This window comes from Candidatus Nitrosotalea bavarica (genome assembly GCF_900167955.1).
Taxonomy (GTDB): Archaea; Thermoproteota; Nitrososphaeria; order Nitrososphaerales; family Nitrosopumilaceae; genus Nitrosotalea; species Nitrosotalea bavarica.
The window spans coordinates 42,429-54,958 of record NZ_FUYK01000004.1 but is presented as its reverse complement, the minus strand read 5'-3'; the positions used below and the strand labels follow the sequence as shown (position 1 = coordinate 54,958).

Below are 12,530 nucleotides of genomic sequence, written 5' to 3'. Positions count from 1 at the left end.
GTATATATCACCCTTGGAGCATTTCTTCACTTAGCGGGGTGGGGAAGTCAGACTAAAGGGGCTAAGTCATCCCGGCGGGCTCATAATCAACACTGATGAGATACCCGCAGTCCAGTAGTTCAAATCTACTCCCCGCTATCCTCAAAATAGTTTAAGTTGTTTTAGAAAACCATTTTTTTGAATTATTAAATTCAATTTTACTGTTAAATTTACCAATCCTTTGTAATGGACGTGTCAAATGTCTATGTGCAGAAGAAACTGGCAAGTAAAATTGCTTCTTAATTTGTCGTGGAATCTCTTGCTCAACTTTGGTCAAGCTAGTATTTCCACACTTAGAGCATTGATAACCCTGATTTTTGCCCTTTGATTTCATACGTTTTTTACATTTCATACAAAGAGGATTTACTAAAACAACATATTTTTTGAGATCAAGTATTTCGAAAAATTCTACATTTAGAACTTGTGTATGATTTTTTGAAGATTTTCTTATTCCTCCCCCAATCTTTACCAAATCTCCTTTCATTAGTTTCTCTGCAATAGTAGTAAGTTTAGTTGGTTTGTACACAGCACATTTCACTGTAACTCCATTTTTATATACGGAAAAGAATACATGTCCGCCCAAAATTGTATGTGGTTTTTCTGATATTTTTCCAACTAGATAACCTGAAGAAAATGGTTTTAGATTTTGAATATCAATCTCATTTTGCAAGTGATCACCTGTACCTTGATTTGAGCGAAATACCATATAGCCACAGAATTTTTCCTTAGATTTTACAAGGGATGCTCCTTTGATTACAGCATCAGGATCTTCTCCACGCACACCAAAGAATACAGGATCAGGGCCATGTGGTGCAATTAAGATTCTATTCTTTGTCTCATCAAAGCTGTTAAACGTTCTAGGAAATGTTAGTTGTTGCATTTTTTCTACGCTATCTTTAAAAATTTCTCTTTTTTTTCTAAAATTTACTTTGTCTCTATACGAGATTAATTCAAAAGTATGATCTCGAAAATCATACCCCATTGCACCTATTGCACCTATAAGCCCTTGACCATTACCAAGATGATAAGTTTCAAGTTTGTTATCTTGCACGAACTTCTTTGCTTCATTTCTACTCACTAGATGATCTAGTGCCATTTTTCCAAATTTAGCGAAACTTTCTGGAAGAACTTTGTGTTCATAAAAAACTAGCCCTGGATTTGCACCATCTTTTACAGCAGAATATTTTTTGATATATTTTACAATGTTCTTTTTTATCAATTGAGGCTTTCTGGTCTCAATCTTTAATGCAACGGCACCATTTCCCCTAGTTTTCCATGGCACATTGGGATTAAATCGGATCAAGTATGGATAATCAAGAAACTTTACTTTCTCTTTTTTTAGATATTCCACTATTTTATAGGCAAGAAAAGTAGTACACATCCCTTTTCTTGAGTCCGTATCATCAAAGCCAATATGAAGAATAGAGGTCTCTTTCATTCGATTACAGTCATAGTAAGAGTAGAACGCACATTTTTTAGTTGCCTTATGTTATTTGAGATGGTTCTTTTTAGCATCTCATTATCTGGTGCTTCCACTTTTACCACCAAGTCATAGGCACCATACAGAACATAGACATATTTTACACTCTCCATGTTTTTTAGCTGGTTCAAAAGATCAGTTTCTGCCCCCAATTCGGCATTTATCAGTACAAAAGCAATTGGCATTCAGTTGGTCTTCAAAATGTACGATATTAAATATTGTGGCAGTTTCGTTTGATTTAAATTAAAAAAACAATTTCCTACAATGATTGATAGTAATAGATGAGAAAAAGATTTTTGAAGAGATAGAAAAAAGAAAACCAGTCTCAGTTGCCTTAAATGGACCAGATGGAATAATACCAAAGATTCAGGAAACAGCCTCAAGAATAATGGAGAGATTTGGAATTCCAGCGTATGTTATGGCAGATAGCTGTTTTGGTACATGTGATCTTAATTCAAATGGTGCAAAAGTACTAGGGGCAGAAATTCTATTTCATATAGGACATACTATCAATTCAATGAGTTTTGGCGATAGCATAGTTCTCATAGATGCTTTTGATGACATATCATTTGAAAATGTCGCAAAAAAATGTGTGAATGAAATCAAAGAGAAAACAGTTTCACTTGTTACAGATAGTCAACATTTGCACGAAATTAACAAGGTAAAGAAAATACTTGAAGAAGGAGGTATTACAGTAAAAATTGGAAAAGGTAAAGGTCAGTTAAATGATGGTCAGGTATTTGGTTGTGAATTTTATCCTGTTACAGAAACTAAGAATATTGTAGAGGCAAATGTATTCTTGGGGCAAAGCAATTTTCATGCTGCTGGAATTGCACTATCTACTAATCTACCAACGTACATACTTGATCCATACTTTAATGAGATTAGAGAAATTACAGAATTTGCAAAAACACTACAGAAAAAAGCAATACTTACCATCTACAAGGCTGCCGAAGCAGAAACATTTGGAATAATTGTGGGACTAAAAGAAGGTCAGTTTTCAAAAATAACCGCTCTTAAATTCAAAAAGGAGTTGGAAAGTATAGGAAAGAAAGTTCAACTATTTGCCATAACAGAAATTTCTGATGAGAAATTGCGTAATCTCAAAGGTATTGATGCCTTTATTCAGGTTGCATGCCCAAGAATATCAACAGATAATCATTTTCACAAGCCAGTTTTGTCTACCCCTCAGGCAAATGCATTACTGAAAATATTAAAAAAAGAAGGCATAGAGGGTTTTCTACAAATTCCTCACTGGCTATAAACAATTATAATCATCAAATTTCAAATTAAGGCATTGTCCCAGAAACCAACCCTTCCAGGAGATAAAATTGCAATAATTGAAGAGTTTGAAACTGGTGAGAATACCTTTGATGATGGCCAATCTATAAGATCACTGGTGATAGGTACTTCTGAATTTGATAAAACTAATCGCATAGCTAAAATCAATGAAATGAGAAAGCCTGCAGTTGCACAAGTGGATGATATGATTACAGGCAATATATCAGCACTAATGAATAATATGTTTGCGATAAATATATTATACATAAATGGAAAGCCTACACATTCAGGTCTAGAATGTATTTGCCAGGCAAGAGGAGCAAAGAAAAGGATCCTTGTAAGAGTAGGAGATATCGTAGCTGCAAAAATAATTAGTCATCTAAATGGAGTTGTACATGCAATAATTAGTGAACCTGAATTAGGGGTTTTATTTACACAATGTAACAAGTGTGGGGCAAAAGTGGTATCAATGGGTAGCAGTATAAAATGTGTAGATTGTGGCTACATTGAAGAAAGAAAATTATCAAATATGTTTGGAAACAGCGATTTTATAAAATTCAACTCTAACTAAGAATATGTTAAAAGTGGCATTCCAAGGTGAACCTGGAGCTTATAGTCAAGCAGCCGCAGTAAGTTTTTTCAAAGAGTTAATTCAGACAATACCTCATCCTACATTTTATGAAGCACTAGATTCTACAGAAAATGGAAGATCAGATTACACTATACTTCCTGTAGAAAATTCACTTGAGGGAAGCGTGGGTGAAAGTTATGACTTACTACTTACTACCAAACTCAGAGCGGTAGGTGAAATATATCACAGGATATCACATTGTTTAATAGGTTTACAAAATCTGGAAAAAATTGATACGGTATATTCTCATCCACAGGCACTTGGTCAGTGTAGAAAATTTATTCAAAGTAATCATTTGAAGCCTATACCAACTTATGATACTGCAGGTAGCGTAAAAATTCTCTTAGAACTTAACAAGGATAACATTGCATGCATTGCTAGTAGAAAAGCTGCGGAGATCTATAATGTTCCAATAATAAAAGAAGGGATAGAGGATAACCCAAATAATTATACGCGATTTCTTGTCTTGGCAAATAATAAAAAAGAAAAAACATCTAAAGACAAGACATCCATAATTTTTGCAATAAAACACATTCCTGGTGCACTATATAATATTCTTGAAAAATTTAATACAAATAAAATCAATCTAACAAAAATCGAATCACGTCCTACAAAGAATACTCCTTGGGAATACAATTTTTACGTAGATTTTGAAGGTCATCAAGATGATAGCAGTATTTTAGACACTATAGAAAAAATACGACCAAATACAATATTTCTCAAGATACTTGGTTCATATCCAAGAGCAGAGTTAATCTAGAATCCCTTGGGTCTTCTAATTGAAAACGCTGCACTAATTCCAATTATTAGAACTCCTGAAGATATAACAATAAGATGAGATGTGAATATCAATGGATTTGTCACGGCTTGTAATTTTCCAGTTACATAGAGTATAGAGCCTCCAGTATTTGTTATATTTATGAAATGTTTTCCATTGAAAAGACTATACCAATCAAAGGAAACGTTCTTTGTAAAATCACGATCAACTTGTAAACCATCTTTTGGGGTTTTCAGTGTAACATGAAATGAGTTTCCTGTAACATTAAGAAATTCATGATAATGTTGTTCTGCATCAAATGAAAAAATATCACTTTTTCCCATATCTACAACGTCATTTACTTCATGTACATTACTCATTAGGTCTTGAATTAGAAAAAAGGTTCCAAGAATAACACCTACTAAACCTATTGCAATTCCAAGTACACTTTTTTTTGAGAGCATTGAGAAAAACTAGTTTGTAATTATATTTAAAGTAAATTACATTAACTCTACATCATGTGGTTGACTTTCTGCATATCCAGCTGTTGACATTTTTATAAATTCAGCATTTTGTTGCATTTGAGGAATAGTATTTGCGCCACAATAACTTAAACCAGAACGGATTCCTCCCGTTAGTTGTTTTATGATATCAGTTACACTTCCCTTGTATGGAACCATTGCCTCAACACCTTCTGCAACATAATCATTAAGATCTTCTACCATAGAAGCATTACTGGTTTCCTTGCTCTTTCTTCCAAGAGCTGCATAAAATGATGCCATACCTCGGTAAATCTTGTATCGTTTACCATTTTTCGTCATAAATGAACCAGGACTTTCATCTGTTCCCCCTAATAAGCTTCCAACCATTACAGTAGATGCTCCGGCAGCAAGTGCTTTTGTAGCATCACCAGATGTCCTTACACCACCATCAGATATTATTGGAATATCATATTTTTTGCCAACTTGTGCACAGTCCAGTACAGCGGTAAGCTGAGGTACCCCAGATCCAGTGATTACTCTAGTGATACAGATGGAACCAGAGCCCACTCCTACCTTTACTGCATCTACACCGGCTTTGATGAGATCCTCTGTACCTTGAGCGGTAGCTACATTTCCTGCAATTAATTCACAATTTGGAAAAGCCTTCTTTATCAATCGAACTGTGTTAATTGCGTTCTCACTATGTCCATGTGCAATATCCACCACTATGACATCAGCACCTGCATCTAGCAATGCTTCTGTTCTTTCCATAAAATCTCCCTTTACACCGACTGCAGCTCCTACCAATGGTCTTCCTTTCCTGTCTTTTGATGCATGTGGGTAATTACCAGCATTAATGATATCTTTACTAGTGATCAATCCTTTGACATGCCCACGTTCATCTAAAAGCGGTAATTTTTCAATGCAGTTTTTTCGAAGTATTTCTTTTGCTTCAACTATAGATATTCCAGATTTTGCTGTAATAACATCGCTTGTCATAACCTCGTCGACTTTTTTATTTTCATCTTTTGTCTCGAGCATAACAATATCTCTTCTTGTCAATATTCCAACAAGTTGACCTTGATTATCTGTCACAAGCAATCCTGAAGCTCCTTTTTCACGCATAGATTCTATAGCTTCGTGTACTGTTTGTTTTGGATCTATAGTATATGGATTTTCTATTATTATGCTGCCTGAACGTTTTGTTTTGAGTACCTCGTTTACCTGTTCTGAAATAGTAAGAAATCGATGTATAATTCCAATTCCACCCTCCCTCGCTATTGCCACTGCCATGGCAGATTCAGTTACAGTATCCATGTTTGCACTGATTACAGGTATGTTAAGCGAAATATTTTTTGAAAGTTTTGTTTGCAGATTTGTTTGAGACCTAGTAACTATATCTGATCGTTTAGGAACAAGGAGTACATCATCAAATGTTAGTCCTTCCCTTATTTCCAATGAAACCTTCTTGGTTAGAATGAAAATCTGTTATAAGCCTTTCTTGAGATTTTTTAAACTATTTACGATCTTGATTACATCGCTTGTAGCTTTTACATTATGTGTTCGTAGTATATCAGCACCGTTTAGAGCAGCAAAAGTTTCTGCTGCAAGAGAGCCATAGATTCGATCTGTAGGATCTGGTTCATCCAATATTTTTCCTATGAATGACTTTCGTGAAATTGAAATGAGAATGGGGTATCGATCTTTTATTTTATTCAAGTTTTTCAGTACCGAGATGTCTCTTTGTAGCCAATCAGAATTTATTTTTGTAAACAATATGCCTTGTGCCTTTTGTCTAAAGAAACCAATTGCAGGATCTACTATGATCTTGTTCTTTGGAACTCCTGATTTTAATGCCATTGTAACACTTTGATTAATCAATTTTCTTGTTTGTGTGACTAGATTTCCTTTTATGAGATCATTGCTAAATGCACAAACAATTACAGATGGGCGATATTCCTCAAGTACATCAACCATATTTTTATCATATTTTAGGCCTGAAACATCATTGATTATTTCTGCTCCTAATTGAAGTGCAGCCTTTGCTACCTTTGCTCTACATGTGTCTATAGAGATAGGTAACTTTGAGACTTTTTGGATAGAGCCTATGGCACTGGTAATTCTTTTGATTTCTTGTTCCTCCGACACCAGAGTTTTCACATATGGCGCAGTAGACATTCCTCCAACATCAATAAAATCAGCGCCATCTTCTTCCATTAATTTTGAAACCTTGCTTATAGTTGGCTTGTCAGTAAATACTGATTTTTTGTAAAATGATTCTGGACTTGTATTTATAATTCCCATTATCCGTAATGGATTAGAACCACCTATTTTTACTCCTGCGAGTTCATGCATATAGTTTATGATTAACCTGGATACATTTAGACTTACATGACTTTGAATGGTTGGGAGAAAAAATATCAAAAAATTTTAAACGAATTTGATTATGATAGATCAAAAGAGATAAGATCAGCCAATATCCTCAATTCACTTCTAAAGACAAGACTTGGGTTAAGCAGACTAGAAAAAAAAATTAAAAACAAAACTGTTTTTATTATCGGAGCAGGACCATCTCTCGGTATTTCTTTACCTTACATAAAAAAATTTAAAAATTTTACAAAGATTGTAGCTGATGGTGTTACACAGGCTTTGATTGAAAACAAAATAAGACCAGATATTGTAGTAACTGATCTTGATGGAAATATGGAATATCTCAAAAAAGCGTCAGATCTCAAATCAGTAATGATTGTACATGCACATGGAGACAACATTAACAAACTTCCACATGCAATTTCATTCAGATATTGTATAGGAACGACAGAGGACAAACCATTTGGAAAAATTAGGAACTTTGGTGGATTCACAGATGGTGATAGATGTGTATTTCTTGCCAATCACTTTGGAGCATCGAAAATCATTCTAATTGGAATGGATTTTGGAATCCACATAGGAAAATATTCTAAGGTAGAAACATATAACAAATCTTTAAAACTAAAAAAGTTAAAGAAAGGAAAATCACTCTTAGAGTGGTTAGCCCAAAAAAGTAATTCGGATCTTTATACTACATCCCAATCAATAATAGGATTCAAAAATATAAAATTAGAAGACCTTCAAAGGTTGGTCAGATAACATAGCTTGTTTTAATATTTATTATCCATTCAACAATAGAAAAAACATGGATTATTCAGAGGAAAATATACGTGATATTTTAGAATTAAGAGAATGGATCTCTGAAGAAATTGAAAAAAGAGAAAGAGAGATAGACAGATTTCAACAGAATCTTCGTATTCTCGATTCCCTTGTAAAGCAATCAAGTTTTAGCAAAGCATCTTCTCTTGCATCATCTAATAAACAGAATATTCAATCAAATCAACAAACATCTTCTGTAATACCGATCAAAACACCAGACAGTAAGATTTTGGCGAATGCGCATGTAACTCCCGATGAACTAGTAATCATTCCATTAGAAAATATCATGTTAGATGTAGAAACACATCCGTTCAAGTCATTTTTTCTTGGAAGAATAGTAGGAGGAATGGAAAGTCAAGATAGATTAGATGTCCAAAATGGCAAGATTCCCCAAAATGCTGCAATATCATGTTTAGTAAATAAAGATGGAAATAGAATTAAAGAAATTCTCATCAAGAATTATCGTCAAAAGGAAAGAGTAACCGAGATAATAAATACGGTAACATGGTCATTTTCCAGAATGATAGAAAATTCTCAAAAGTGATATCATGGATAAAATAATAGTATTAGATTTTGGTTCGCAGTATAGTCATCTTATTTGTAGAAGAATTAGAGAATTTTCAGTATATTCTGAACTTGTTCCATACAACATATCACCTGAAGAACTAAGAAAGATGAATCCAAAAGGGATTGTATTCAGTGGAGGACCCGCAAGTGTATACAACAAGGATTCGCCACAACCATCAAATGGAATATTTGAGATAGGACTTCCAGTACTTGGAATATGTTATGGTCATCAATTAATTGTTAACAAATTTGGTGGCAAGGTTAAGCGTTCTCACAAGGAGTATGGTTCATCATTACTTAGCATAGATAATGATTCAGATCTACTTTCGGGAATTGGTCAATCAACAAGAGCTTGGATGAGCCATGGCGATGCTGCTGAAAGTCTTCCAGAAGGATTTGAGGTAATAGGACATACAGAAAATTCTTTTGCAGCAGCAATTGCGAATAAACAAAAGATGGTATACGGTATTCAATTTCATCCAGAAGTAGTACATACTGAAAAAGGAGTTCAAGTGCTGAAGAATTTTGTTGTAAACATATGCAAAGCAAAACAAGATTGGACTTTGGAGAATTTCATAGAAACAACAGTTGCAGAAATTTCAAAAATTGATGGTAATGTATTATGTGGGATAAGTGGAGGTATTGATTCTACAGTAGCAGCATTATTAATTCAAAAAGCTATAGGAAATAGACTCAAGTGTGTTTTTGTAGATAATGGTCTTTTGCGACTAGATGAAGAAGTAGAAGTAGAAAACATGTTTGAAAATAATTTTGGTATGAATTTTACAGTAATAAACGCAAAACAGCGATTTCTTTCTAGATTCAAAGGAGTAACTGATCCTGAACAGAAACGAATGATTGTAGGAGAAGAATTTGTCAAGGTATTTACAGAGTTTGCCGAAAAGAACGGTCCTTTCAAATGGTTAGCACAAGGTACACTATATCCAGATGTCATTGAAAGTGGAATTTCCAAGGGCCCAGCAGCAGTAATTAAGACTCACCACAATGTAGGAGGATTACCACCATGGTTAAACTTACAAGTCTTGGAGCCTCTGAGATTCCTTTACAAGGATGAGGTAAGAAAAGTTGGCAAAATTTTAGGAGTATCAGATAAACTTCTTAATCGTCATCCATTTCCAGGACCTGGCCTTGCTGTAAGAGTAATGGGTGAATTGACTCCAGAAAAATTACAGATCTGCAAACATGCAAGTAAAATTGTCGAAGACGAACTTGCGTCTTCGGCATGGTATGATAAAGTTTGGCAAGCTTATGCAGCAGTAGGGGATGATAGAGCAGTAGGAGTAGTTGGAGATGAAAGAAAATACGGTCATGTCGTTCTTGTCAGAGTAGTAGATTCTATTGATGCAATGACTGCAGATTGGACAAGATTACCTTCAGATATACTTGAAAGAATTAGTAATAGAATTACAAACGAGGTTGAAGATGTGGCTTGGGTAAGCTATGTAATTTCAAGTAAACCACCTGCTACTATAGAACCTCAATAAAAATAGAGATCTATTCATCAAAATTTATAAGAAAATTTTAAAATAAGAGAACTAAGGCACTACGTTTATCGCAGCACTGGGTGGATTACCCTCTCGAACTACTGTAACCTTTACTGTGCTACTATCTGAACCATATTCGTTGGTTACTGTGAGTTTGAACTCTACTACTTTTTGTTGGTTATAGTCAACAATTGGTGAGTAGAATGCTGGTTGAGCAGTACCACTTAATATCAAAGTGACTGGTGCACCGCTAATTTGCTCCCACTGGTATTTTAGATTAACACCTGTGCTAGCAGTTCCATCCAATACGACTCTGCTATTTGGATCAACAGTTTGATCTGTACCTGCATTAGCTACTGGTGGCTGTCCTGGTGTTGGCATATTGTTAATATTTACAGTGACAGAACATGATGGAATATCAACAAGGTTATCGGTAACATCTAGTGTAAATTGAAGTTTACCACTTGGACCATTTGGTGTTGGAGCTACAAATGATGGAGTCATGTCAGTATTAGATGACAATTGTACCGGTTGTCCAGAAACCTGTCTCCAGTAATATGATATGGTATCACCACTTGGATTTGCAACTGATAATGGTAGCCTAACTAGAGAGTTTGAATTAACTGAAGCATCTTGACATGTGACAGTTGGATCTTGGTGAATACTTTTGACTGTAACTTGGCTCATAGCAGATGCCTTTCCTCCGTGTCCATCATCTGCACTAAATACGAATAACAAAATAGCAGTTTGACCAGGTGATACTGAGGGTGCAACAAATGATGTACTGGTGGTATCAATTGAAGATAATTGTACACTTGAACCAGAATATTGACCCCATGAAAGTGTCAACGGATCATTGTCTTGATCTGTTGCTGTACCTGTGAGAGAGACTTGTGTTCCTTCATCAACAACTTGATCAGGGTTTACTTTAACTACCGGAGGATGATTAACATGTAAAACTATAATGTTGAATGTCGTTGTATCTTTTAACCCATATCCATCATCTACAGTTAATGATAATGTCAATGACTTGACTTGATTTGCAGGTACTGAAGGAGCTATGAAAGATATAACTGGAACATTAGAACTTGGAGAAAAAGTCACTGTATCACCTGAAGTTTGTCCCCATTGATATGACAATGTCTTGCCCACATCAGGAGTTGTTGATTTGAGACCTGAAAGTGTTACTTTAGTATTTTCATTGACTATAATGCTATTTGCCAATGCACCTTGTAAGAAATACTGGTTTAGAGTACCAGATTTAGCAACATTTGCGGTATAGAAATTAGTACAGTAAATATTACCAGTACCTTGGAATTGTTGAATACATTGTTCAAGGGCTTGTCCTGCAGCATCACTGTTTCCTGTGCTAGTTTGAGCATATACAGACATTGGTAATACAGAAGAGAAAATCATTACAGCTAGAATTGGTGCAAAAAATTTGTAATTCAACTTGAAGAATCTAAATTTTAGATTATTAAAAAACCTTTCTCTCAATTTAGAACATTAAGTGGATCAATTTTTTGATCTAAAAACACTGTTAGAAGATGTCAATTTCATCGATTTTATACAATAATTGAAGACTCATTGGATATTATCCTCAACAAATGATAAAACTTCATCTATTGTTGGTGGAATTCCAAGAGAATTACTGACATATAATGAGGCAGTAGCATTTGCAAGTCCAAGTCTTTCAAGAGGATTCAGGTTAGCAAGATAGCCAAGGAGATTTGCAGCATCCCAGACATCTCCAGCCCCAGTTACAAACTTTGGCTGTACTTGGAAAGATTTGACAAATTCAACCTCTTTTCCGTTTGACCAATAGGATCCTGTGGAAGTATGAAGATCTATCGATATGGAAAATCTTTTAGATAATTCAAGTACCAGTTTTCTGGTTTCGTTCTCTCCAGAAATCACGTCTAATCCCACCTGTTTGAGAAGAACATTACATTCATTTTCATTAATACATAAAGAATCTAAATCATCTACAAGTTTTGTTAATGCATCTTTGAATTCTTTGGGTCTTGTCTGTATGTCAGCAGGATCCAAGAAATGAAATGCGGATGTAGATTGTGAAAAGGCAAATTGTGAAAGTTCAGTTCCCTTTATGTTACTTGCCCAGTTTGTTACAATTACAGCATCTGCATTTTTTATTGCATTTTTCTCTTCCATTCGAAGCTTTTCAGGTCCAAAATTCTCATTATCACCTAAATCAGAGATCATTATGTTTACAATGTTTCCAGCATTGTTAAATTCAAGAGATGTTGTTCTTCCAGGTTTTCCATCAATTATAAAAAGTGAGGCATTACTAAATTCAGAAAAAGTTTCTTTAAGCATATGGGAACAAGTTTTATCCGCGATTGTAATTAATGAAACTGGACAGCCAAGCCTTGCAAGTGCATAGGCAACATTTGTTGCGTTTCCACCCTTCAGATCTGTTTGTGAAATTCCACGAATACTTCCTCCCAATTTACTTTTTTCTAAAATTTGAGTGTAAAGATCATTCAAGTTTGGGATCCTGATGATACGATCTAGAAAAAAATCATTTAGAACAACAACTGAGTTGGTTAGTTTTAGATTTTGTAGCTTTTCTAACATG

General features: G+C 34.7%; 13 protein-coding genes and 1 tRNA gene. 7 read left to right on the top strand and 7 right to left on the bottom strand.

The features are described from left to right. Positions 1 to 32: 32 nt before the first annotated feature. Positions 33 to 138 (top strand) — tRNA-Met (locus C0Q33_RS09190). Positions 139 to 151: 13 nt separating this feature from the next. On the opposite strand, the gene C0Q33_RS02525 is transcribed toward C0Q33_RS09190, so the two are convergent. Then, positions 152 to 1,477 carry a tRNA(Ile)(2)-agmatinylcytidine synthase gene (locus C0Q33_RS02525; RefSeq protein ID WP_101477031.1) on the bottom strand — a complete coding sequence of 442 codons (1,326 nt, stop codon included), beginning with the start codon at positions 1,475 to 1,477 and terminating at the stop codon, positions 152 to 154. Further along, on the bottom strand, positions 1,474 to 1,704 hold the full coding sequence (locus C0Q33_RS02520) for an Lrp/AsnC ligand binding domain-containing protein (protein WP_101477030.1): 231 nt from the start codon (positions 1,702 to 1,704) through the stop codon (positions 1,474 to 1,476). The genes C0Q33_RS02525 and C0Q33_RS02520 overlap by 4 nt, the downstream gene beginning before the upstream one ends. An 83-nt stretch (positions 1,705 to 1,787) precedes the next feature. Here C0Q33_RS02520 and dph2 point away from each other — a divergent pair, with 83 nt between their 5' ends. The 3 genes from dph2 to pheA are packed head-to-tail and all read left to right on the top strand — an operon-like array spanning position 1,788 to position 4,191. Next, complete coding sequence (dph2, locus tag C0Q33_RS02515) at positions 1,788 to 2,783, top strand: diphthamide biosynthesis enzyme Dph2 (protein ID WP_101477029.1); 996 nt, start codon at positions 1,788 to 1,790, stop codon at positions 2,781 to 2,783. 33 nt (positions 2,784 to 2,816) lie between these two features. Beyond that, positions 2,817 to 3,371 (top strand): exosome complex RNA-binding protein Csl4, encoded by a 555-nt coding sequence (locus C0Q33_RS02510; protein WP_101477028.1) that lies wholly within the window; start codon positions 2,817 to 2,819, stop codon positions 3,369 to 3,371. 4 nt (positions 3,372 to 3,375) lie between these two features. After that, positions 3,376 to 4,191, top strand: a complete 816-nt coding sequence (gene pheA / locus C0Q33_RS02505) for a prephenate dehydratase (protein WP_101477027.1) — start codon at positions 3,376 to 3,378, stop codon at positions 4,189 to 4,191. On the opposite strand, the gene C0Q33_RS02500 is transcribed toward pheA, so the two are convergent. The 3 genes from C0Q33_RS02500 to folP are packed head-to-tail and all read right to left on the bottom strand — an operon-like array spanning position 4,188 to position 7,025. Further along, positions 4,188 to 4,652: a hypothetical protein gene (locus C0Q33_RS02500; RefSeq protein ID WP_101477026.1), complete on the bottom strand. Its 465-nt coding sequence runs from the start codon at positions 4,650 to 4,652 to the stop codon at positions 4,188 to 4,190. The two genes, pheA and C0Q33_RS02500, sit on opposite strands and share 4 nt — an antisense overlap. A gap of 36 nt (positions 4,653 to 4,688) precedes the next feature. Then, a complete protein-coding gene (gene guaB / locus C0Q33_RS02495) occupies positions 4,689 to 6,128 on the bottom strand; it encodes an IMP dehydrogenase (RefSeq protein WP_101477025.1) in 1,440 nt (479 codons plus the stop codon). A 30-nt stretch (positions 6,129 to 6,158) separates the two neighbouring features. Beyond that, the gene (folP, locus tag C0Q33_RS02490; RefSeq protein ID WP_101477024.1) at positions 6,159 to 7,025 is read right to left on the bottom strand and encodes a dihydropteroate synthase; all 867 of its coding nucleotides are present in this window, start codon (positions 7,023 to 7,025) and stop codon (positions 6,159 to 6,161) included. Positions 7,026 to 7,061: 36 nt separating this feature from the next. Between folP and C0Q33_RS02485 the strand changes: the two genes are divergently transcribed. The 3 genes from C0Q33_RS02485 to guaA are packed head-to-tail and all read left to right on the top strand — an operon-like array spanning position 7,062 to position 9,931. Further along, positions 7,062 to 7,799 (top strand): 6-hydroxymethylpterin diphosphokinase MptE-like protein, encoded by a 738-nt coding sequence (locus tag C0Q33_RS02485; RefSeq protein WP_101477023.1) that lies wholly within the window; start codon positions 7,062 to 7,064, stop codon positions 7,797 to 7,799. A 46-nt stretch (positions 7,800 to 7,845) separates the two neighbouring features. After that, a complete protein-coding gene (locus C0Q33_RS02480; protein ID WP_101477022.1) occupies positions 7,846 to 8,403 on the top strand; it encodes a hypothetical protein in 558 nt (185 codons plus the stop codon). A 4-nt stretch (positions 8,404 to 8,407) separates the two neighbouring features. After that, the gene (gene guaA, locus C0Q33_RS02475; protein ID WP_101477021.1) at positions 8,408 to 9,931 is read left to right on the top strand and encodes a glutamine-hydrolyzing GMP synthase; all 1,524 of its coding nucleotides are present in this window, start codon (positions 8,408 to 8,410) and stop codon (positions 9,929 to 9,931) included. 51 nt (positions 9,932 to 9,982) lie between these two features. On the opposite strand, the gene C0Q33_RS02470 is transcribed toward guaA, so the two are convergent. Further along, positions 9,983 to 11,383 (bottom strand): PKD domain-containing protein, encoded by a 1,401-nt coding sequence (locus tag C0Q33_RS02470; RefSeq protein WP_101477020.1) that lies wholly within the window; start codon positions 11,381 to 11,383, stop codon positions 9,983 to 9,985. Positions 11,384 to 11,515: 132 nt separating this feature from the next. Beyond that, positions 11,516 to 12,529 carry a carbohydrate kinase family protein gene (locus tag C0Q33_RS02465; RefSeq protein WP_101477019.1) on the bottom strand — a complete coding sequence of 338 codons (1,014 nt, stop codon included), beginning with the start codon at positions 12,527 to 12,529 and terminating at the stop codon, positions 11,516 to 11,518. Position 12,530: the final 1 nt, after the last annotated feature.